The 22,018-nt window shown below is 46.9% G+C and carries 29 protein-coding genes; 1 reads left to right on the top strand and 28 read right to left on the bottom strand.

Annotated elements, in window-relative coordinates; genetic code table 11:
• Positions 1 to 2 precede the first annotated feature (2 nt).
• The 5 genes from ACO0K2_RS08585 to queE form a co-directional block, all read right to left on the bottom strand.
• A complete protein-coding gene (locus tag ACO0K2_RS08585) occupies positions 3 to 1,286 on the bottom strand; it encodes an MdtA/MuxA family multidrug efflux RND transporter periplasmic adaptor subunit (protein ID WP_423017733.1) in 1,284 nt (427 codons plus the stop codon).
• Between the two features lie 340 nt (positions 1,287 to 1,626).
• A complete protein-coding gene (locus ACO0K2_RS08580) occupies positions 1,627 to 2,553 on the bottom strand; it encodes an LD-carboxypeptidase (protein WP_423017731.1) in 927 nt (308 codons plus the stop codon).
• A 12-nt stretch (positions 2,554 to 2,565) separates the two neighbouring features.
• Positions 2,566 to 3,156: a tRNA adenosine(34) deaminase TadA gene (tadA, locus tag ACO0K2_RS08575; protein ID WP_423017729.1), complete on the bottom strand. Its 591-nt coding sequence runs from the start codon at positions 3,154 to 3,156 to the stop codon at positions 2,566 to 2,568.
• Positions 3,119 to 3,562 (bottom strand): 6-carboxytetrahydropterin synthase QueD, encoded by a 444-nt coding sequence (gene queD / locus ACO0K2_RS08570; protein WP_423017727.1) that lies wholly within the window; start codon positions 3,560 to 3,562, stop codon positions 3,119 to 3,121. The genes tadA and queD overlap by 38 nt, the downstream gene beginning before the upstream one ends.
• Positions 3,563 to 3,569: 7 nt before the next feature.
• Entirely contained in the window at positions 3,570 to 4,205 is a 636-nt protein-coding gene (gene queE / locus ACO0K2_RS08565) for a 7-carboxy-7-deazaguanine synthase (RefSeq protein WP_423017725.1), read from the bottom strand.
• A 416-nt stretch (positions 4,206 to 4,621) separates the two neighbouring features.
• Here queE and ACO0K2_RS08560 point away from each other — a divergent pair, with 416 nt between their 5' ends.
• Positions 4,622 to 4,873: a hypothetical protein gene (locus tag ACO0K2_RS08560; protein ID WP_423017723.1), complete on the top strand. Its 252-nt coding sequence runs from the start codon at positions 4,622 to 4,624 to the stop codon at positions 4,871 to 4,873.
• A gap of 6 nt (positions 4,874 to 4,879) precedes the next feature.
• Here ACO0K2_RS08560 and ACO0K2_RS08555 read toward each other — a convergent pair whose 3' ends face one another.
• The 23 genes from ACO0K2_RS08555 to ACO0K2_RS08445 all read right to left on the bottom strand — a co-directional run bounded on the left by ACO0K2_RS08555 (position 4,880) and on the right by ACO0K2_RS08445 (position 21,783).
• On the bottom strand, positions 4,880 to 6,724 hold the full coding sequence (locus tag ACO0K2_RS08555; protein WP_423017721.1) for a hypothetical protein: 1,845 nt from the start codon (positions 6,722 to 6,724) through the stop codon (positions 4,880 to 4,882).
• A gap of 8 nt (positions 6,725 to 6,732) precedes the next feature.
• A complete protein-coding gene (locus ACO0K2_RS08550) occupies positions 6,733 to 7,479 on the bottom strand; it encodes a hypothetical protein (RefSeq protein WP_423017719.1) in 747 nt (248 codons plus the stop codon).
• Between the two features lie 995 nt (positions 7,480 to 8,474).
• Positions 8,475 to 8,942: a hypothetical protein gene (locus ACO0K2_RS08545; protein ID WP_423017717.1), complete on the bottom strand. Its 468-nt coding sequence runs from the start codon at positions 8,940 to 8,942 to the stop codon at positions 8,475 to 8,477.
• A 526-nt stretch (positions 8,943 to 9,468) separates the two neighbouring features.
• Positions 9,469 to 9,642 carry a hypothetical protein gene (locus ACO0K2_RS08540; RefSeq protein ID WP_423017715.1) on the bottom strand — a complete coding sequence of 58 codons (174 nt, stop codon included), beginning with the start codon at positions 9,640 to 9,642 and terminating at the stop codon, positions 9,469 to 9,471.
• Positions 9,643 to 10,632: 990 nt separating this feature from the next.
• Positions 10,633 to 10,908, bottom strand: coding sequence for a DUF6881 domain-containing protein (locus ACO0K2_RS08535; RefSeq protein WP_423017714.1), 276 nt, complete (start codon positions 10,906 to 10,908; stop codon positions 10,633 to 10,635).
• A gap of 45 nt (positions 10,909 to 10,953) precedes the next feature.
• A complete protein-coding gene (locus tag ACO0K2_RS08530) occupies positions 10,954 to 11,568 on the bottom strand; it encodes a DUF3885 domain-containing protein (RefSeq protein ID WP_423017712.1) in 615 nt (204 codons plus the stop codon).
• Positions 11,569 to 11,656: 88 nt separating this feature from the next.
• Entirely contained in the window at positions 11,657 to 12,196 is a 540-nt protein-coding gene (locus tag ACO0K2_RS08525) for a YfbM family protein (RefSeq protein ID WP_423017710.1), read from the bottom strand.
• 82 nt (positions 12,197 to 12,278) lie between these two features.
• A complete protein-coding gene (locus ACO0K2_RS08520; protein ID WP_423017709.1) occupies positions 12,279 to 12,524 on the bottom strand; it encodes a hypothetical protein in 246 nt (81 codons plus the stop codon).
• Positions 12,525 to 12,620: 96 nt separating this feature from the next.
• The gene (locus ACO0K2_RS08515) at positions 12,621 to 12,968 is read right to left on the bottom strand and encodes a hypothetical protein (RefSeq protein WP_423017707.1); all 348 of its coding nucleotides are present in this window, start codon (positions 12,966 to 12,968) and stop codon (positions 12,621 to 12,623) included.
• Between the two features lie 95 nt (positions 12,969 to 13,063).
• The gene (locus tag ACO0K2_RS08510) at positions 13,064 to 13,870 is read right to left on the bottom strand and encodes a lipid II flippase Amj family protein (protein ID WP_423017706.1); all 807 of its coding nucleotides are present in this window, start codon (positions 13,868 to 13,870) and stop codon (positions 13,064 to 13,066) included.
• A 244-nt stretch (positions 13,871 to 14,114) separates the two neighbouring features.
• Positions 14,115 to 14,384: a hypothetical protein gene (locus tag ACO0K2_RS08505; protein ID WP_423017704.1), complete on the bottom strand. Its 270-nt coding sequence runs from the start codon at positions 14,382 to 14,384 to the stop codon at positions 14,115 to 14,117.
• A 171-nt stretch (positions 14,385 to 14,555) separates the two neighbouring features.
• Complete coding sequence (locus ACO0K2_RS08500; protein WP_423017702.1) at positions 14,556 to 14,930, bottom strand: hypothetical protein; 375 nt, start codon at positions 14,928 to 14,930, stop codon at positions 14,556 to 14,558.
• A 48-nt stretch (positions 14,931 to 14,978) separates the two neighbouring features.
• Complete coding sequence (locus ACO0K2_RS08495; protein ID WP_423017700.1) at positions 14,979 to 15,644, bottom strand: hypothetical protein; 666 nt, start codon at positions 15,642 to 15,644, stop codon at positions 14,979 to 14,981.
• Between the two features lie 74 nt (positions 15,645 to 15,718).
• A complete protein-coding gene (locus ACO0K2_RS08490) occupies positions 15,719 to 16,141 on the bottom strand; it encodes a hypothetical protein (RefSeq protein ID WP_423017698.1) in 423 nt (140 codons plus the stop codon).
• Between the two features lie 87 nt (positions 16,142 to 16,228).
• Positions 16,229 to 16,567 (bottom strand): DUF2489 domain-containing protein, encoded by a 339-nt coding sequence (locus ACO0K2_RS08485; protein ID WP_423017696.1) that lies wholly within the window; start codon positions 16,565 to 16,567, stop codon positions 16,229 to 16,231.
• 10 nt (positions 16,568 to 16,577) lie between these two features.
• Complete coding sequence (locus ACO0K2_RS08480) at positions 16,578 to 17,048, bottom strand: hypothetical protein (RefSeq protein WP_423017694.1); 471 nt, start codon at positions 17,046 to 17,048, stop codon at positions 16,578 to 16,580.
• Positions 17,049 to 17,401: 353 nt separating this feature from the next.
• Positions 17,402 to 17,605, bottom strand: coding sequence for a hypothetical protein (locus tag ACO0K2_RS08475; RefSeq protein ID WP_423017692.1), 204 nt, complete (start codon positions 17,603 to 17,605; stop codon positions 17,402 to 17,404).
• Positions 17,602 to 17,919, bottom strand: coding sequence for an SMI1/KNR4 family protein (locus ACO0K2_RS08470; RefSeq protein ID WP_423017690.1), 318 nt, complete (start codon positions 17,917 to 17,919; stop codon positions 17,602 to 17,604). The genes ACO0K2_RS08475 and ACO0K2_RS08470 overlap by 4 nt, the downstream gene beginning before the upstream one ends.
• 101 nt (positions 17,920 to 18,020) lie before the next feature.
• Positions 18,021 to 18,245, bottom strand: coding sequence for a hypothetical protein (locus ACO0K2_RS08465; RefSeq protein WP_423017688.1), 225 nt, complete (start codon positions 18,243 to 18,245; stop codon positions 18,021 to 18,023).
• A 110-nt stretch (positions 18,246 to 18,355) separates the two neighbouring features.
• The gene (locus ACO0K2_RS08460) at positions 18,356 to 18,661 is read right to left on the bottom strand and encodes a hypothetical protein (protein ID WP_423017686.1); all 306 of its coding nucleotides are present in this window, start codon (positions 18,659 to 18,661) and stop codon (positions 18,356 to 18,358) included.
• Between the two features lie 26 nt (positions 18,662 to 18,687).
• Positions 18,688 to 18,999: a DUF6966 domain-containing protein gene (locus ACO0K2_RS08455; RefSeq protein ID WP_423017684.1), complete on the bottom strand. Its 312-nt coding sequence runs from the start codon at positions 18,997 to 18,999 to the stop codon at positions 18,688 to 18,690.
• Between the two features lie 648 nt (positions 19,000 to 19,647).
• On the bottom strand, positions 19,648 to 20,289 hold the full coding sequence (locus ACO0K2_RS08450) for a DUF6928 family protein (protein ID WP_423017682.1): 642 nt from the start codon (positions 20,287 to 20,289) through the stop codon (positions 19,648 to 19,650).
• Between the two features lie 942 nt (positions 20,290 to 21,231).
• The gene (locus ACO0K2_RS08445) at positions 21,232 to 21,783 is read right to left on the bottom strand and encodes a hypothetical protein (protein WP_423017681.1); all 552 of its coding nucleotides are present in this window, start codon (positions 21,781 to 21,783) and stop codon (positions 21,232 to 21,234) included.
• Positions 21,784 to 22,018: the final 235 nt, after the last annotated feature.

Raw genomic sequence — 22,018 nt, 5'->3', positions numbered from 1 at the left:
GTTTAATTTGGAGCGGAAGCGTGCGAAGTCGATGCGGAAGCGGAGGCAGAAGCAGGAGCGCGTCCACCACCATCGCCCTTGTGGGCGCGAGCACCACGACCACCTTCACCACCGGCTGCATCTGGCTTCGCATTACGATCAATGACTTTGACTTTGGCGCCATCACGCAGCTTATCGAGACCGTCAATGACCACTTTTTGACCTGGCTGCAGACCACTTTCCACAACGGTATTATCGCCAGACACAGGGCCTGGAACGATTTTAGTAATACTGACGGAGGTATCCTCATTCACGGTGTAGACATAACTACCGACTTTACCCAATTGAATAGCTGCCGTTGGAACGATAATCGCGTTAGCCCTTGCACCTAATTGCAAATGCACGTTCACGAACTGATTTGGGAATAAGCGCTGTTTGTCATTTGAAAATTTCGCTTTCAGACTGACGGTGCCGGTCGCTGTATTCAATTGATTATCAATCGCCAATAGCATGCCATCTGCGATCTTATGTTGATTATCGCGATCCCATACCTCGACTTTAAGCTGTCCTTTTGCCTCTTGGGACGCAGTCAGCACATTCGTTAAACTCGTCTCTGGAACAGAAAACAAAACATTGATCGGATCGGTTTGTGTAATCACGACAACACCTGTGGCATCACTGGCATGAACGATGTTGCCTGGATCAACCTGACGCAAACCAACGCGACCAGAAACCGGTGCAGTAATTCGGCTGTAGCTCAATTGTAATTTCGCGTTATCGACAACGCCCTGATCATTTTTGACAGTACCTTGATATTGCTGCTCTAACGCTTCTTGCGTATCGACCTGCTGTTTGGCAATCGAATTTTGAGCTAACAACTGTTTGTACCGCTGCAAATCTAACTGTGCGTTTTTCAATAACGCTTGATCGCGCAGTAACTGTCCCTCTGCTTGCGTCAACGACGCCAGGAATGGGCGCGGATCAAGTTCAGCCAGCAATTGCCCCTGTTTTACCAATTCACCTTCCGTAAAGTGAACCTTATCCAGTTGCCCGTCTACACGACTATGCACTGTCACGGTATAGGTCGAATTTACCGTACCCAAAGCAGCTATCTGCAATGGCGCGTCTTGCTTCACAACTGTCGCAACACCCACCGCTGCAGCCATACCATTTTTACCTTGCCAACCACCCGCTGCAGCGGATTGTTTGTGGGTTACCCACCAAATACCAGAAGCAACACCAACAAGCACAACCGTAGTAACGGCATATCGAATGCCACGAGAGAATTTATTATTAGAATCTGACATGATAATTTTTTCAGAGAGTAGTTTTGATTTTGCCTTAGCAAAATAACAATTTAGCAGATAAATAGCTGGCGGATAGCGCGCTTGAGGGGACCGGAGACTAATCGCCGAATCCCAACGGATAAGGGCTTACATCATAGGGTAGCCCTTGCTTGGATAGCAATCAGTGGTTTGTATAGATTTTGTTTCAGATAGGCGATTTTATTCATATTTCAATACAAAAATAAGTAAGCTGAAAACATGAAGCACATACAAAAAGGACATACAAAAATAAGGATTATTTTATGTATGCCCTCGAAACAACGATAACATCCGAACTTTGACGTCTTGATTCAAAAAAAGTTCAAAACGAATAGCGCATTTCAAGAATCGCTTGCTCTTGTGTGATACGCAAGCTGGCATCACTCCCGATCACGAGTGACGCTCGGTCTGGGATATGCCCAAAAGGTAACCCAGTAATAACAGGAATCGTCAATATACTGCGAAGAAATTGCAACATCTGAGAGAAATCATAGCCATTATCGTGAGGAGCGAGACGGTATCCCGAAAAATCACCGAGAACCAACGCCTTCTGCTTATCCAGCACACCCGTAGCGTGCAGTTGCAAAAGCATCCGCTCTACGCGATACGGATGCTCACCAATATCCTCGATAAACAGGATACCATCGTTGAGCGCAGTCCAATAAGGTGTCCCAAGCGTACTGACCAGCATCGCCAGGTTCCCACCCCACAACCGCCCGCGCAGATCAAGATCCGGAGAACCTGTCGCTTCAAATTCCACTTGATGCCCTTCCCCCTTCAAACATGCAGAGAATTGGGCCATGGTGTATTCAGAATGCTTTGTAGGATCACTAAAATCGCCCAACATTGGGCCAGCCACGCTAAGAACACCACGCGCCAACATGGCTTGATGCATCAAAGTGAAGTCACTGTATCCAACGAAGAGCTTCCCACTGTGTGCCAGAAGATCAAAATCAAGATGAGGGAGCAGCCGAGAGAAACCATAACTTCCCCGCAAGGCCATCACCACATCCACATCAGGATGACGCGCCGCGGCATGCAAGTGATCAATGCGGGATTGATCACTCGCGCCAAACCGGAGATATTTTTCTTCAGGATGATAGTAACTATGAACTGAATGACCTAATGCACGAAGCCGCGCGAGGCCAATAAGTACCCCATCTTCATCGAGTGGCGCGCCACTCGGGGCAACAATAGCAATACGGAGAGGAGAAGTGCGATTGAAGCGGGAAGAATGAGCAGAATGCATGTGAAATGATATCTAATGAGAGGAAAGATCTCGCTGTAACAACCGTTTTTTTTCAGCAAGCTCGCGACGCCGACTTGCAAAAAAATCTTTCAATAACTGAGCGCATTCTTCAGCTAAAACACCACCCACGACAGCAGTATGATGATTTAACTGCGCCTGATCGAAAATATTCAATACAGAACCTGCTACACCCGTTTTTTTATCCGTCGCACCATACACGACTCGCGAAAGCCGCGCATGCATCATGGCTCCCGCACACATTACACATGGCTCTAGGGTCACAAATAATTCGCAACCTGGCAAACGGTAATTTCCAATCACTTCGGCAGCCCTTCTGAGCGCCATGATTTCTGCGTGTGCAGTGGGGTCATGATCAACGATAGGTCGATTATACCCGCTTGCAATAATAACACCATCCTTGACCACAACAGCACCCACTGGCACCTCACCATCAACCCAAGCAAGTTGTGCCTGTGCAAGTGCTGCGCGCATAAAAAAAAGGTCTGAAGCTGCCAGACCTTCTTCATTCGAAACCGTATCCAAACGTGTGCTCTCTTCCACAAGATTACCCGTCAATCTCAGCCCAGCAATTGGGCGTTTCATAGAGCGTGACTTTCGTGAGCGAGAGGGTGCGACCAAATCGATCATGATAGACATCCTTGAGGATATCAAAGGCAATTTTCGCCAGATTTTCCACTGTTGGCACGCGATCAATCACGACCGTCTTATGACCAGGCAATTTCTCAAGGAAATTTTTGATGATGTAATCCTTCTCATACACAATGAAGGAATGGTCCCATAAATTGACCAAATGCTGATTGGCCAGCGCTTTGATATCGCCAAAGTCCATAATCATGCCATTATCGGATTCGCCGTCTTGTTGTACGACCTCACCGGTGAGCGTGATTTGCAAGGTATAGCGGTGACCGTGCAAATTACGGCACTGGCTGCTGTGATCGGGAATGCGATGTCCTGCATCGAATTCCATTTTTCGGGTAATCGTTAACATGAAAAGCTTACGGAATCTGTAGAAGTTTATGTGTTTGCAAGCTCAGCTTCCATTGCGGATGCTGCTTACAAAAGTCAATCGCGCGGCGCAGATTATCCGCTACCAACGGACCATCCATTGCCTGCACAAAGTAATGTTCAAAATCAAGATTTGCATATGACGCCATATCCTGACCCAATTGTGGAATGACGACTTTAATCTCATTCCCTTTACGTACCACCAACTCTGAACCCATTTTAGGACTGACGCAAATCCAATCCACGCCTTCCGGAACGGGCAAAGTACCGTTGGTTTCAATCGCAATTTCAAAGCCGACAGCGTGCATCGCCTCAATCAAGTCACTATCGAGCTGCAATAAAGGTTCACCACCGGTGAAGACCACATATTTACTTGCAGCATAGGACGTGGGCCACAAAGAATCAATCGTCGCGGCCAATTCTTGCGCCAGCTTAAATTTACCGCCGCCAATGCCATCTGTACCAACAAAATCGGTATCGCAAAACTGACAAATCGCCGTCGCTCGGTCTTCTTCGCGGCCGGACCACAAATTGCAGCCCGAAAAGCGACAAAACACGGCCGGACGTCCAGCGTGGTTCCCCTCGCCTTGCAATGTATAAAATATTTCTTTGACGCTATAGGTCACGCCTGATTCCTGCTATGAGTAAGAGTTGCCTTTGCCTAATCAAAATCAGAGACAAGCCGCGTCGACAATCGCTGGCGGCACAATGTGATTAAGGCAAGATGAAGTAATCCGCCTGCTGCATGGGAGGTAAATTACGATTAACCGCGTATCATACCATAGCCAAGCAAAAGACATCACGCGTGCTGGACAAGATAATGCTCGGCGCCCCCCCTGGACTGGTGAGCCCCCCCCGCCAAATAAGCCAACATCCACCATTTCAGACCAGATACTGCAGCAATAAAAATTCACCTATGTACTTCTACTTAGGAAAATATTAATTTTCACCCATCACCTATTGCACCGCACCAATCTATAATAGAACGCGTCAAGAGTATTTCAATGCCGTATCTAACACTGAGGCAAATAACAAAATCGTTATGCATAAGCTCATTTTCACAGGGTTCCATCACAGCCTAAACAACGACAGTGCTATCGCATTCCTCCAGCATATCCACGCTGGTCCTATCATCAACGTTACTGTTATCAGCGACGGCAATGCAGAACATCCCTACCTCATCGCCGAACTTGACATCGATGACATGCAAGCCTTCAACCTCACCACGCGCATCAAAGACTACTGGTACGACACACATCACGTCTCAGCCTGCGCGTTGTGGGCGGCGGACTGATGCGCTTTATTTTTTTCGAATCAGTGCATGGTTAAACGGATTTCGCTGTCTTGAAACGGCGACGGTCTGCGGTGCTTCCCAATGAAGTTCGCCGTGTAACTGAGGCGCATATCCATCGCACTGCTGCGCAAACCTGACATGTAAGACGGTCAGCTTCTCGCCTACATACACCGCATTATCCACAGCAAACCAACCAATCGAAGAGTCACAGCTGACTCCATTGGCACCCCATGATAATCCACCGAATGCCCGATTCTGGAACGGAACCCGAGCAACATGGTCATAGAAGCCCGTCTGGAACTTATTCAGTCCGATCATGGTCTGGAATTCACCATACCATTCTCCTGCATCGGTGTTGGAGGACTGCGCCGACAATGCAAAATACGGATCGGTGTTGGAAAGTGAAGCCAACGTAGCAGCAAACTTGGTATCCTTGTCAGTCATTAGTACGGTTTTGCCGCGCCCAATCGAATCTCCTTGGTCGGAATAGATATACAAATAACTGCCGCTAGTGGGTAAGGATCCCGTAGGCGCGCGCCACAACCCAGAGGGAATCGCGGCTGGTCCAGCCGGCTGCTGAACGTCCGACGCTAGCCAGCGAATTTCGCCACGTGCAGCACCAGGTTCGTTTTCGCAGTGCTGTTCAAAACGCAGACGCAATTCAATCAACTGACTCCCAGAATAAATCGCCTTATCGACAACCACACCAGAGATGGCATCGTTACAGCCCCTTCCATTACCGCTCCAATTAAAATTGCCACGTGAGGGATTACCACGCATAGAATTGCCTTGTCCCGCGTAGTAGCCCGGTTGAATTTGACTCATATTGCCGATTCCCACAAAGACACCTCGCCAACTTTCGTCGCCGTTCACTTCAACTGTAACGGAATGATCAGTACTGGTGACTTTAATTAAGCTGTTCAGCGGCGTATAAAGATAAGAAGACTGGTCAGTAAGATAGTCGCTGGGATCATTTTCCAGATAAATATAGCTTCCGGAAGATGGTGTATTGCCCGCCGCTGGCTTCCAGAACAGCGCCGGCACCACCGTCGACGGACCAGGAAAATTATCAGGCTGATCTGCTCGCCAATGTAACTGTCCGTGTAACAAACCACCATCATTAGCAACCCCGTTATGGCCGAGTTCTTCAAACCGCAAATCTAACGTTACGATCTTTCCTGCAGCGTAGCTAATGCTATCGATGACAACCCATCCATGCGGCGAAAACTGTCCGTAGTTACCAAGCAAAACGGTTAGAGCACCGTCACTCAGATTAGCATAGTCTCCCGCAACAAACTGACTTTGCCCTGCTTGAGGCGTCAGGTTCACATTCCAATCGTTAGCACCGTGAACGTTGATAGCAAGACGATTATCCTGCACATTGACACTGAACGCAGCTGTCGCATTCGTTTGCAGATCGATACGACCTTTAGCCAATGATTCACCGGGATCACTTTGCATGTAGAGATAGTTTCCACTCGTTGGCAGCGGCGACGGCGCGCGCCAAGAGCCTACTGTCGAATTGCCGACAACAGGAGGCAGCGGCGACGGAGCTCTCCAGTGTATCGCACCATGCAGCGCCGCAGTACGCCCCTCGCAATGTTGCTCGAAACGTAAGTCGATTGCTGACACGGTGCCGTACTGGTCACTCGCCATGGAATCGATAACAAACCAGCCTGTAGATTTACTGCACCCCCGCCCCGCGCCAGTCCAGCTCATACCACCTTTGACCGGGTTGGTGAATCGCGAACCTTGTATCCCAGGGTAGTAGCCAAGTGGCAAAGTGCTATACCTGCTCATTCCTCGCAACTCGGCTGACCAAAGATCATCTCCCTGAATACTGAATTTCATGTTAGTGCTTAACCCTGATACGACAATGCTGGCGCTTCGCTGATCATAACGCCACGTTTTGCCCAAGCCGACATAATCACCATCTTCACTCTCAAAATAAGCGTAGTTGCCAATACTGTTCGCAACATCTGATGGGGCTGCCAAAGCGTTGTCGGTGCTGGCATCACGGGAGCCGGAGGCTTGGTGGAATCGTCAGCATAATAGGTGATTTCGCCATGCAGTGACGGGCTTGCACCATTACAGTGGCGTTCAAAGCGAACTTTGACTTCACTAAGTTGTGAGCCGTTATATTTCACATTATCAATACTGAACCAGCCTGTTGAAGTTGAACACCACCGGCCTTCGCCGGACCAAGCGAGACCACTACTGCTCCAGTCCATGCCGTCGCTGAATTTAGGAACGTTTGTCACCATCCCGAGGCTGAGCTGGGTTTGCTCCGCGCCGCCAACTTGAAATATACCAATCCACGATTCATCACCTTCTACTTGTACGACTAACCGATTATGGTCACTGGTGACGGTAATATTCGAATCGCTTAAGTTGTACGAATAACTTTGTCCTAAGCCAATCGTGTCGCCCGCATCGCTTTGTAAAGTAATTTTGGTTTGGCGGGTTTCCACCGTGGGCGGCGTTACTGGTGGTTGTGTGGGCGTACTGCCTGCAGTACCCGTAGAATCGGTAGAGCCACCCCCACCACCGCAACCGCTAAGAAACACAAGAAGCGCGATAATCAGCAAACAACGTAAATTAATCATAAGATATATTGCGAAAATTAGTATCTTATTTTACATTGCCGACCACTCTGACGTCATTTATTTGCAAAAATAATAATAAAAATATTCCCCATTCGTTAAATGCGTATTTACCTCACATTTACTACCGACCGACAATGTGACGCCGCTTCAATGCACGGAGTGCTCTTATTGCCGGATAGTCATCCAAATCAGGATACTGTTGTCGGTTATATACATTCCAATAACTTATGGCACGACGTTCTAGCTTCTCAACATATTTTGTATTCTCGTGAAGAAAATTTGTGTATTCATTATCATCTGCCCTCTGTAGAAATTTCTCAATATGAACAGTGATTTCTACTACATACACAATGAGAAGTTGAACGTTGAAAGGGACTACCCAGTACTCATCTCGCAGGAGGAGTTCTTTGACACATTTTTCGCGTATATACCCATCACAATGCCGAGTACCGAGACAGAACACAACGATTTGCTCAGGCCCACGATATCCAATACATTTAATCAGTTGCTCTTTGTCGTAGTAAGCTCGGTAGGGCACGCTAAGCGTCTCACCCATTAAATTGACTTGAAATGTATCCGACGACGGCGGATGCTTTTGTCCGCTAGAGAGTCTAACGACGGTGGCTCGTGACACTACTGCGAGTTCATGTGGAAAGGCCCTTACCTCGGCAAACTCAGCGTAGGAATTTGCTGCGAGCCATTTATAGAGACGCGAAAATATAGAAATCACGGTTTGTATTTTTCTCGTTGTTGCCACAATCAAAATTCGCTCGGCGAGCCCGCGATCTCAGAGGCAGAAGCAGTTCATTTCGCCGACCTTCTCGAACAAAAACAAGGAAATCGTTCTGGGTCTTCTGATTGTCGGCCTGGAGGCCTCTAACCCCTTGCACATACCTGCGCCATTCTGAAAATAAGATTGCTTTGGGTCGACGTACAACGCTGTTAGATTGACAGCTTGCGCCCCAAAGCGGACTATCGCTCGGTTGCCGACTATTTTAGAGATTAGTGGTAACTCTTTTTTTGATATCACCTCGCGGCCATTGCAAGTATGGCAGAATTTCTTCTTTTTCCCGCTCAGTAAGAGGAACGCTCAACGCGCGCCCTACCGCAACAGCCTGAGGCCACGGCGCCGCCAAAGCAATGGGTGCTGCCCACATCATTAACTGCTCAATCGCCTTCACTCGATGTATTTTGGATAGCGCTGCCAAATCGAATAGCGTATCGTATTCAAAGGTATTTCCTCGCTGCCACCAGACATCCTGCTTGAACATCCCATCTGGTTTTTCGTAAAGAAAAAAGTTTATGATGTTCACACCTTTTACTTCCGGCCCGCGCAAATCCTCCCGAATCGGCTTGAGACGACATTCAAACCACTCAGCGAAACCCCAAAGTTTAGACGACAAGGTCTTTTTTCGGATGGCTGAGTTTGGGTAAAAATAGAACCTGACGCTTGTAATGGTCATACCAACTCCTCCATGTTCTGTTTGATCATCGCGTCCGGTCTTGGACGATTTAATTCTTAATGTCGACGCCAGCGCACTTTTAAAATTTTAAAACTATGCGAAAAGCTATCAATAAGCGTGTCATTGCAATCGCAATGCACTTGCTATTTTTCTTATTTTTTATGCTGGTATGTGTGTAATGGAAATTGCCGCATTGACTGTCGGAGAAATATTGAAGGTAACGGGTGAATTTAAAAGCTTTACTGCCTTCACTGTTAATTAAACCAAGCAAAAACAAGGTCGCACTATCGTTTTCGGTAGCAAGTTGATTGATGCCTTGAAACCTTATTATGTGCAAATGCAATTGAATCCGCAATCGGCTGCCACACCATATAGCATCACCCATACATTTAATAGACCAACTCTTGTTAATTTTACGGGCAGGTGACAATCCGTTGAACCATTTCAGTAATTGCCAAGAGCGTGCCGATTGACACGGGATGCTACTCTTGAAAGGAGTCAATCAAATTTGTGCCGATATTTGCTATTAGCGCGGCCGCAAATACGCTCTCACCCATTCCCAAAAATTGGCCTTTTCAGTTTCACCATTTGTTCTTGCTTCCTCAACATATTTATTGGCGTAGAAATGCGCTTCGCGCCCGACCCGAACAGACAATTCATGGGCCACTCGATCTACTTCAATTCGTTCTTCGTCTGTCATTTTCTGTATTAAATTGTCTGATTAACCGACAGACCGCAATTGTCCGATTGTAGCCAAAATAGCATTTTTCTTACCCAGAGGTGTCACGCTTTGTCGCGGCAAGCGGAAGTCGCCCCAAAGCGGACCTTGGCAATCATGCCCACATTCACTCAATAGCAAAGGTTTTGGCGAGCGAAAATCAAGACTCCCAGCCGCCTAGTGGAAAATCCAGCTCCGACTAATGAGATGTGCAATGAGTTGGCGAACAGATGTAATGCAATCCGTTAGATAGCGGTATGGGCCGCAGCAATTGCGCGGAACCTAGAAGGGAAAGTTGCTGGTCATTGACTATGTTATTTCTAAAGTGCCCTCGAACCCCTCCTTCGCCAATAGACGACAACCACTTCAAATGTTCGAAACTTACCTTGATAGAAATTGAGCCAAAAATGCTCCTTTTTATTTTGGTTTCAGTAAATACTGAATAACCGTCGGGGATGTCAATATCGAATCCGCATGAAGCGTTCAGAGGCTCCAGCAACGGTTCTACCAAATTAAGAAAATTCACGGTATAGGTTCGTGACGCATACCAAAGTATCAACTCTGAATAAACGAGCCCATCGATGTGTGCGCAAAGCAGAAGTCGAAATCCGAATTGGCCACCTGTCTCGCCACTCAAAGCGTAGTACTTCTCATGTCCCTTTTTTGTGAGCTTATTCTGGAAGGACTGATATCCGATAGTGCTCCCCTTTTTTACACCATAGGGGCCACCTATGTCGTATTCGTCGGGGAATGCGCCAAACGTGGTTTGCAGGGAAGTTAGGATACGAGATAGCAGCGCTTCTCTGTTTACAGGTTCGCCGATACAGTAAAGCTTTATCGCGGTAATCCTCGGCTCACTGTATATTTTAAACAATCTCATCTGACTCGTCTCAATTGATAAGCAAAGGATAGTAAGGGGCAACCTTAGTTTTCTCTAAAGGTCCGGCATTGGCCGATTTCGGCGCGTGCAATTTATCGAACCACTGTCACCCACAATGCTTCGAAATCCGCTTCGCATATTTCAACGCCCTCAAATTCACCAATCGCATTTATGTTATCAAGCGTTGGTGTTGGAGAGGAACCAAGCTCAACGCCAAGAGTTGCTCCAGATTCGCACGCAAAGCCACAACGCCCATCTCTGAAAAATTCCAGTTTTCGAATCTCATAACCATCCAAGCCAATCTCAGACACTAACCGAATTGGGTAGTTTCGATTTTCGTGCAACCACTTTACATCGATGTATCTCATTCTGGATTCCTGTAATAAGCGTCTGCTTCTGGCCGTTTAGCGCTATTACCGAGCAAATGTCTGTTGCATGGCTTCTATATCGTGCCTAAGCAACCAGCCGTAGTGCTTCTCGTACAGTTCCTGTAGTGCCGAAGTCTTTTGACAAATGATGTCCATTCCTCGGTCGTCGTATGGATGAACGATAATTCCCTTTTCTGGGTGAGCCAGATAAACCAAACAATGCGGATTCGGACGTATAGAAGCGAAATCAAAACTTAACGCACACCAAAGTAGATTCTGCAATTTCGATGCGGATACTTCAAAAACACAGTTTATCCAATACTCATCATCATCGTCCGCGTCATCTTCTGCACCTTTCTCCAGCCAGATTTCTCTATCTATCGGGACCACTACTCCGGCTATGCGGAGTTCTCGAACAGTGTCTCGCAACTGGAAACGACTTGAAGGCGCAAACTTCTGCAGATGTACGAGTATTGTGTCTTTGTCGCCGAAAATGTCTTGGCAAATAGCCGTCGCCTTATGCTGGGCAGTCAATACTTGGTCAAGTGGACTCCCACCCTCAGACAGTTCAAAGCGAAGGCCGCCCGGGAAATTATAGAACAGGGCATGCCGATAGATGCCAGCATTTGCTATTTCGCGAATTCTTTTTCTAAGTCTCATGGAGCCCAGTTAAATTTCGAGAGAAATCGCCGTTACCAGAAATTGGCACCGCGGCTTCAATATCTGTTGTTGGCCGCAAAGGGGCGGCCTACATAATAACGATGATAACGGCCTGTTCCTTTTCCGCAGCCTGCCGATAGAACTTAGACAGTTCAGCATAATCATCTAAAAGCCACTTCAGAGCATCTGTTCCTTCCCGCCGCCAAATAATCGTAGGGTATATCTCCATTTTCTCCATTACTTGGGGGTCGTATCGTGCAGATAGTTGCTGCGACGTTACCACGGAAAGCGCCTTCGCTAACTTCTTCACTTCTTCTGTGGATAATACTCTAGGGGGGCCGTAGCCCATATCAGTTCCAAATTCTTTACCTCCAAGAATAGCTTGGCCAGCTACGCTCGTTACCTCCCACGCAGTTCCATTGAGCAAATAGTGAATGCCATGCCAAGCCTTGTCGAGATTAATTGCCTTCTCGCCTTTGGCTTTCAACAGTGTATGGGCCAGTAACTCCTCATTCTTGGTGAACTCGCCAACTTGTTTGGCATCTACCGCAACGGCCATCCAAATCATGCTGGCGTGCACGGAAGAGGCCGCAAACATAAGCGCGATAATTGCAAGTAGTCTCTTCATTAATATTCAATCTTCCAAAAAGCCGATACGCGAACGTCCGTTGTTGGCCGGTTGTCGACCGAGTACCTGACTACGTGCACAGTCATCCATCAATCAAAATCGGAACTGGCAACTGACTTCCATCTTCAAAGTTACCCAAGTTTTTACGCGCAATCAAAACCAATTTTTCGACCAGCGGAAATGGTAATTCTTCGGTAAACGAGAAAAATTTTAATGTGTTGTCTGCATCGCATCGAAAAATCTCCGCGAGCACATTTCCGTCCGAGTCTATAAGTTCGACACCCAGGCCGTCGCGCATAACATCTGAGGCTACTTGAAATCTATGCATTATTCATTTTCCTCGAAACTTCGAATGTCAGCTTCTGGCCTGGGCAAGTCACTTCAGTTGACAATCCAATTTAGACAAAAATCAAGGAGCTAATATTTAACACGAATCTAAACGCCAAACGACGTCCCTGGCTTTATCTTTACTACTATAAAGAACAACCCGCCCGCCAAACCCGTCGCTTATTATTACTGCCGCAGTCGTGAATCTGTATGTTGTTGAGCTGCCGTCCACACCACTTGATTTTTCGATTGTCGCATCGCTAACTTTTAAACCCAAATATTTTAAGATTTTGTCGTTGTCCCACTCAGTTGATAATTTTATCGCCGCAGTAGCATCAGTACCAAGTAACTTACCTTCAACAAGCCGTGGCTTACAGTCGCCGGCAAAACAGGGAACAGAAGCCAAAGCAGCGACAAGAACTAAAAACTTCATCCACTTTTTCATCTACTGACCTCTCATGTCTCTAAGCAAGAATTTCGTTTCTTTCTGAACGACTGTTTTTGGTCGAACTCAGCTATCAAGCCCGGAAGCACCCAATCCTAAATCGCTTTCGCCACAACGGTGATGAGAAGGGCTGACGGAACAAGAAGCGCCTGCGCCAATAGGGTTCCGGATAGTCGACTCCCAACAAGCCATACTACAGCACGCTGGAATTGAGATTCGCTCACTTTTCCTTCTATCACGTCATCGGTCATCCCAGACATGTGCGGGTCAATGAATACTGCCATCATCACCGTGGCCCCGCCGTTAATAATTGACGACAAGGTGCTTGAAGTCACGCGGACAGACGGGTCCAACACCCCGGCGTATAACGCGGAGAATACTCCGACTGTCCAAAGAGCGGTAGCCAAAACATTCAGCAGCGTGACAGACAGAGAAACGCTTTTGGTATCGCGTAAACCAGCAATGTTAGCGGTTCGCGGCATGCTCACGTTGCCCTTCACATACGAGAGGCCACCCTTAAAGAAAGCATGCAATATCAACTTCGGCACAGAGCGATGTATTTGGAAGTGAAGAACTGCGCGGGAGAAGACACGCTGAAACGTCGGAATCAAAATAGCCCCGACAACAGTAGCGAGAGAGGCCGACACCAACAACCACCGAAAATCACTAAGCAAGCTTGGGCCCGAAAGCTGCATCCCAATAGTTGACTCAACACGCTTAGCAAGGAATGGGCCGAGGAAGGAATTGGAGGTCCTTGATACAAGCACGAGAATACTAAACAACGCCAACGATACAGCGATACGACGTGTCCTGATGCCTGCTATTCGAACTGAGTACGCAAGTGTTCCTATGATATGAATCACAAACGTCAGAAAGCAAATGAAAAACAGTTGGCGGTCCATCTCGGATATCTAGAATTGCAGTCAAAGTCTATGATGACATCGCATTAACCAATTAGCAAGTACAAGAAGCTGCCTATAGGTCCGCTTTTGGCCCAAGCTGTGTAAAAACGCAGAAAAATTCTGCGTGAGAAAAAATCGGCCTCTCAAACGGCCGCTACGCGATTTTCTCGATGCAGGGAATGGTCACACTACCCATGAAAATTTTGTATTTTTGCGTTTTTACACACCCTCGGCCGACCGCTGTCTATCGCGTTGCACGCATCGTCCCTATACGCTCCAGTATTGGAACCAGCACAAAAGCCGATAGCAAACAAACCGTACCCGCAGTCGCGCCGAACCAACCGGCCTCCGCTTTGACAAGCGTCATGCCCAGCAAGAATGAAGAAATGCATCCAGACCACAGGTAAGCGCGCATCGAACTATAGCCGCACTTGTTTACGAGCATCGGTACGACGGTAAGAACCGCAGCAATGAACATGCAATAGAATGGTAGCGCAACTAATACTATTATCATTCCATACTGCGCCGCAGGGTCGCCGAGAGCGGCTACGACAAAACCAGGTAGGGTCGAGATTAGGGCTGCCAAAACTGTCGCGGGTTCTCTTCGCATATGAATCGTCTGTCAATTTCCTATTATTAGACTTAGTTTATGTTGAAGGTCCGCTCCTGGCCGTTAGCCGAGAAGTTACGGTAAGTATGTTCCCGCAATGGACGCTCCGCATCGACCAGCACTATCTACGCCTGCATCGATGAAATTAAGCACATCCTGAACGGTATATTCAAGGTCATCCTGATTGCAGAAATAATTGTCTAGCTTACCAAATTCCGTATATGACGAGCGATTGAATCCATACTCGATGTCGTTGTACCAAACAGCAGTGCGACCAATTACCGCGACCACCCAGAATCCGCCACCAGCTTTACCATATGATTTTTCGACCCATTTTTCGGGAGTGACTTTGATGACCTCCCATAGCCGAAAAATCTGCGGCGACATGCGACCTTCTGCCTTGATAATTTTGTCCCATAACTCGACTTCTGAAATCGGCGCCCAATCCATAACTTCATTTCCTTAAGTTGACAACGACTGCTTTTGGCCGTCAGCGGGTTATGGTCGCCACAACTCAAACTGCCCTGTGCCGCTTACGGATGTAAGCACAAACTGCTGCCGCCAATCTACCAATATCAGTCCATATCGCTGATTCAGCTTTAAAAATGCATTTGACAGCAACATATCATCAGCACCTTGCAACGACACACCGAGCACCGTGATTTTTCCATTTCCTTGCAAGCCATAGAGGTACGCGTTTTTTCCCAGTTCGAGACTGTAACCATGCTGCACCTGCCCTAGAGTTCGTGACGACGTGGTTAATATGGGCGCAGGACGGATTTTGGCGTTCAATTCATGGCCCAAGTCGGCTGATGACAAACCTATCGAAGTGCGACTAATCTCGCGCCTGTAAATTTGCTTCCATCCGTATTGAGTTCGGTTGTTTGCCTCGAATGACTTGAGTTCTTTCAGAATTTTTTGAACTTCGGAAAGGCGAGTGCTTGGGAAAAACTCCAATTGCGCCCAATCATCTTCATGAAACTGAGGGGCGCCGTTGAAGAGATTCTCGGTCGGCATATCAAATTTGATTGAATCCATCGCTACGGTCGGCATGGAAAATTGAATCGATTCTGCTGGTACGCTTTCCACTTTAGGTGGCTCTGCTTCTACATGGGCGGAGGTAACACCAAGAGCTCCAAGAATTGCTGTAAATATCTTTTTCATCTATTTCGAAGTTTGTATTTTTTTCTCAAGTATCGTAGCATCAACGGCCGCTGTTGGCCTATTGCACGCAATTGCTACCCAGCGAAACCATTTAACCCTTCGCTAAAACTAAGATAGTGAAATTCACTGCGTTTCAGCATTGCCTTCAATTCCGCACTTATAAAATAATATTCGTCATTCATCGTAAGTATTTTCGGCCCATTAAGGTCAAGGTCCTTGATTTGCTCCGGTTTGAAGTACTGTCCGACTCTTATCCTGACATGCGTTCGAAATTCCTCTCCAGTCAATCGTTCAAATAGAACAGCTGGCACGTACGTCACGCGGTCTATCCCAACACTCTTAAGAAATGATGCCAGTTTTTCCTCCACTAACAAATATCCAGGCCCGGATAAAAATGGGCCGACGGAGCTACCTTCAAGTAGTTGGAACCGCCCGTCATTTAATTCATACAGTCTCACCGCTGGGATGCTGCTTTCAACAAGGAATGGCAGTTGCATATAAATCTGATTGGAAGAAAGTAATAAAGCTCAATTTTAAAATTGTGTACCAACGTCCGTTCGACTGCGAGCGGTCACGTCTCGTGCTTAGCAGAATCTCTTTATGAGATTCTGGCACACTAATTCTGCCCGCTTTCTAGCCCAAGCCTCAGCGGCGTCAATTTCTGGTTGAAGCCTATCCAGTGCTTGCCTGTCCCATAGTGCTCTCACCGAGCCCAATGGAAAATCGTCTGTTTCAGAAGCAATAGCGACGAACACCGTAAAGTCTTCATCATCATCTTTTACTGACGCGTCGTGCCGCAGACTTGCTAGTCGTCTTGCTCCTATGAGGTAGTCAATGTCACCGTTTAGCATTGCCCGCGCAGTTTCCACAATCTTGTTACGAACGGATTGGAGATACTGTTCGCGGCTCATTTTTTCATGCATTACCTGAACTCTATTTTCTTATGATGGATGCCTGCTCTTGGCCGATTGCGTCGGTAGGTGCCGCAAGCTGTTCCTCTGCGTTTTCCGCGCTACATGCGTAATGTGAGATTTCTACGCTAATGCCCGACGTCGCAGCAATTCGAATAAACTCTGGAGGCAGGTATGAACACTGGGCGACATAGCCTTCGTTGAGCGCAACCCCGAAATCAAGTCCCGCGAATTCAACTCCAGGGAACGAAGCAATCTTCGCGATAACCGCGCCATATTTCTCCAAAAATTCTGTGGCGTCTGCAACTTGCTGGTCAAAGTCATCTATTTCAGCGTCGCTGACAAGGACATTAGCCCCGGAGGTCGGACAGAATTTTCCTTTGAGAATGCGCGGCTCGCCCTTTTTCCAGACGTGGTCGAAATCAAAAGCGTGCTCGGATAATAAAGCATCGATGTCCAGCGATTCGCCGGAAATGTTAAGAACGCAGCTCATTACACGGACTCCGAGTATCGCATAAAAATGGAGCTATCCTGCCACACAAAAATTGGCAAAGCAATATCAAATTGGAGGTGTGTGCGGATGACTGCAATTGGCCGCTATCTGGCTTAGTGGTCAATGTAAGCTACTGGTTTTGATGTTCCAAGAATTCTCTGGCTGTTTGCCGAGACTCCTTTGATGCCAGGGGATGCTTCAAAACCGAACGCAGGACCTGAAGCCAGTTCGAGCGGGATTCAATAGAAATTTTCGAGTTCAAAATCCGATTCACCATCCAAATGTTTAGGTCTGTTGGCTGCCGCAAAACGGAATCTCGCAGGAATGAGTCGTAGCCGGGAATCGACTCGAGTTCATGAACCAGTGGACCGCCCCCCCCCTAACTCTGCTTCGGGGTAGTTTTCAATCAAGCGCAGTATCGCCGGTATGACTGGTGTGCGCAATTCGGGAGCGAGAGGTTTTATTTGCGCAAGGATTTCGTAGAGGTATCCTACGTTTTCACTTTCGTCAGCGGGCACGAAGGCATCCAGCTCAGCTATCACTTTTTCAGCAATCATATCTCCAGCCTACTCACTAATTCTTGGAAGTCTTCAGCTATGCGTATCGCAGAACTCGGTTCCATGCCAACCATGGGCAGCATGAAGACCGCCCCAGTTTCATCGAACACCAACAATTCCCCACCACCATCTCCACCAAAAGCAACGAATCCAGGCGCATACATTTCGATTTGGACGTCGTAATTATTTTTTGGAATTGCGTCAAATGACCACAACACCACATAGTCAGGCTCGACGTCCTCGCGTGTCAGGCATTCAAAAGGACCTGAAGCTTTGATGTACTCAGCGTAGTCGAGCGGAATAGACGGAAGCAATTTTTACCTCTGCGATAATTTAAGTTTCTTGCATGTAACGGCACCCGCTGGCTGGTGGTTCGCAGACGTCCGCCATTGGCCGCGACTCGCCAATTAAGTAGTCAAATTTCGTCTTCAGACAATTCAATAAAGTAGTCAATATGGAAGCCTGAATATATACGCCCGCTTGAATATCCAACAAAAATACCATGCTCTCGCATGTTCGGAATTTCACCAAAATAAACTAAAGGCATATCGTTTAGAAAAGGGAATTGATAAGACTCTGCAGCCGCCTTCCAAGACGGCTTATTTTTTACTAGGCTTAATGGTCTTGGATATTCAATCACGTACTTACTTCCAATTTTAAATATTCTATTAAATTTGCTTCTCGTCTCAGAGAAATATCTGGATGCATGATTAATTAAGAATTTGTAAATCTGACCGCTTGTGGCCGTTCTCAGACCATGATAATTCTCGGCTCACAAGCATCAATGGTCACGAATAGACGATATTGATAGCCATAGAAATTATTCACTACGCTGCGCATGAATCCGGGAAAAAGCACAAGCGGAAAGAGTATCTGTAAAAATAACAGCCAACCACGGAAGTTTTTCCCTTTTCTGAGTTCAATGCCGTTGCTCCACTCTTTATAAATAGAGTAGCCATCGGATACCAATTGTTCGACTTCTAGTCGTGTGGCAATCGGAATTTCCTGCCGAAACTGATATTTTTCCAAGCTCATAAATTTAGCGTAGCGTTTCAAGGTATGGAGGTCCGCTCCTGGCCGAACTAAGACTCTTCCCTGAAGAGTCTGACGGTTAGCTCATAAATTTGGCTCAGAAGCCACTGAAACCGTTCGTCATCTGGACTTGAAACCAACAATTTAGGGTTCTCTGGGGCCGTCATTGTTAGTCCTAAATCATTTAGGCTCCCCATCCCACCGAATGCCGAACGCAGATGTTCGATTCCATAAAAATCTCCGCTACGTATCCATTTAGAATCTTTACTAAGCCAATCGGCCCAGTGCTGAATCTCATGTTTCAGCAACAGGGCGGCAGCTTCATCTAACCAGTCCGCGAGACGTACCAGGTCTGAGTGCATTAAATTTCCTTATTCATTTGCCCTCAAGTCGACCGAAGGCGATTGCAATGTCCGCTTCTGGCTGCGACCTGCCGGATTGTGGTCTGAGCTAGACATTCAGTGGAATAAAACTAGGGCAATCAAGTGAATTTCCAGCAGCGAACTGGAATACTTTTTCTAGTTTGTCCATAGTCAATTGTGTGTTTCCTTGGATATGCTCGACTGGATACTGGTCACAGTCTCGTTCGCAGTGGAGATACCAATATCTCGAATTCGACAAGAGGGTTCGCACTGCACTTTCGAATTCGTAAAGTGCTGGCCGATCATAGTTTCGCTTAGCATCCAACTTTGGCAACAACGTAACGTGAGATGTTTTTGCATCCCAAAATTCCGAAATATCGGTTGTAGTGCACACCCGACCAATGAGCGTGCCTTCAAAGCTACAAAGCAGCCCATCAGTGACGCCCCATTCGCACTCGAAAAATTCCTGGGTTATACCAGACGTGGCAGTAGGGATGCTCAACATAAATACGTCTGGGCTATATTGGATTGGCGACTTAACCATCAATTTCAAACCTTTTTAGGTACTAAAAATCAAATTCACTTTAAGCTAATCTTGGCTGGCGTGCAATACATCATTGACCGTCTCGTCCTGGCCGATTTGAGCCATCAAAATCGCCACCATGATTTTTTTCGAGCGAACTGCATTAGCGGTATTTTTTCTGGTTCTACCTGCGACGAGTCCACAAACCCTTCAAGCTGGTAGCCAAACAACGAGAGCAACGCTGCTTCGCCTAGTTCCAGCGGATGAAACGGGAATGGATAGTCATCATCAACTTCCTCTGAATCCAAGGCAGAATGCTCTCCGCTCCAGTAGGATTCCTCGAAAGGTAGCCTGTCTCCCGTGTCCTCCAATATTCCGCTGTCCGGTGACAAACTAAGTGAACGCTGCAATTTCGCATCTTTCCACACCGCATATGCGAACCAATCAACTGTGCTGTGCATCGCGTGTAAATAAACGGTGTGTCCGGGACACGCATCAATAAATTTGGCAGGCAGCTGTGAAGGATGGTCGATACCAAACTCCTTGGCCGCAACGATGGTGAGTCCAGGGAAGCAGCCAACAACCAGCTCATCGTCAGCTGGACAGGTGAAAGTCAAATCCCCGACACCTGAAGGAGTTATTTTCTCGGACGAAAATAGCTTCTTCGCAAATTCGCTTGTGGCCGCTTGGTCAAGTACGGGATTGCTTTTTAAAATCGTTTCAGGATTGCCGTTGGAATAGACCAGCATCCAAGTCTTTGCACCCATTCAGTTCCTTTACTTTTTGTTCTTCCGCTGATGGCTAAGACCGGTAGTTTTTAGCGAAAATAGTTCACGATTTCCTTGTCATCTAATACCACATGGTCGGTGATGTGAAAAACTTCTTTGACCCATGGGTGAGCTAACGCCTCGCTACGGTCAAGAATGCGACTCAGAAAGGTGACATGACTCTATAGCGAATCGGCTGCACTGACAAGGCTGACTTGGAAGTTATCCTCATTCAACCAAAGCTGAAATGGAAATGCCAGCCTACCTTCGGGACCCTCCCCATTCGCCCAATCCAATAATACCGCTCAGGCGCTTCCCGGAATGACCCTCGGTAAATTGCGCATAGTAAACGCCGAAAGCATCGCTATTTTTATAAATGAAGCACGTCAAGCTTGTGCTTGCCTCTCCGCAGCATTGGCAGATTGAGCAGCGAGGTTCTTCAAATTCGAATCGAAGCATTTATTATTCCCTCAATGAACGGCAGCACTTGGCCGAAAGCAGACATCGATGGTATCAGCACAAGCGCTGCGATGCACTCGGTTGTTGATACCCTTGCCTATCCCAAATTGGTCAAATAACATCTGCTATATCGTCGATTCAGCATTGCCCCTATTCCATGAAAAATGCCATTGATAATGTAGTCAACATCATCAATGGCACATCATTAATTCAATAGATTTAGTGATTTAGAAGACAGCCTCATTCCCACTCGATGATCAATAACACATAAAAACGCTATAAAATCAAACAACTAGCGTTTGCACTGCTTGTCGATACCATACAAAATACCATGTTAAGAAAAGCTGTAAGCTGTACAGCTCGCGCAGCCCGACGAAAAGCGTTTTTCGAGTGGCAGCTTGGTGCCCATTAGAGACAGATAGGGCTCTTTAAACCGGACGTTCGATTGACCCATTTAGGCCGCTGTGCAAAGCCAATTTATTGTTAATTCTTACTTTTTGAAAGCGCACGAATCTCGTCAAGGTTTTTTTGAAATTGTGGGACGTTGAACCTGTAATGTGAAAAAGGAACGATGCAAGTATCGACAGCTCTTATATCTGGAGTTTCATACGGCTGAACATCTCCAAGAAAAACTAAATAGTAAACTCCAGGTGTTAGGCCAACGTAACCAGTTCCTATTCCTAGCATGTCTAGAAGTCTCGGTTTGTAGTTTATGTCTCCCTTGAAATCTTCAACAATCCGATACCCGGCGTATACTAATTTTACCGATTCATCATCGGCATGTTTGCCATGGTCCTGTTCAATCAATTTTTTCTGAAGTTCCTCTTCAAGTCTAGTTTCGAGGACGTAAATTAGAAAGACTCGTTTTGCTTCGTTGAACTGTTTCTCCGGAGTTTGATCCGGTAGACATGTATGAGCATAGCTAAGACTTGATAGGAGTGAGAACAGAACGATCGCTAGAGGGCGAAGAATATAGCAATAGAGTGAATCGGCTTTTACTGTACGCATTATCACTTCCTTCAAAATTTTAGACATCTTTACCATCCATATTCAAAAAGATCCATAGTGATGTTGTCCGTCCGCTACGTGCCGAAAACGGACATCGATGGCATCAGCACAAGCGCTGCAATGCACCCGGTTGTCGATACCATGTCGTTTGCCGATACGGTCACATAGTATCTGCTATATCTTCGATTCAGCATCGGCCCTATGCCACGAAAAATGCCATTGATAATGCAGTCAACATCATCAATGGCACTCACTAAACCCA

It is taken from the genome of Undibacterium sp. MH2W, assembly GCF_049340215.1.
GTDB lineage: Bacteria > Pseudomonadota > Gammaproteobacteria > Burkholderiales > Burkholderiaceae_D > Undibacterium.
This window is presented reverse-complemented; position numbering and strand designations above follow the sequence as displayed.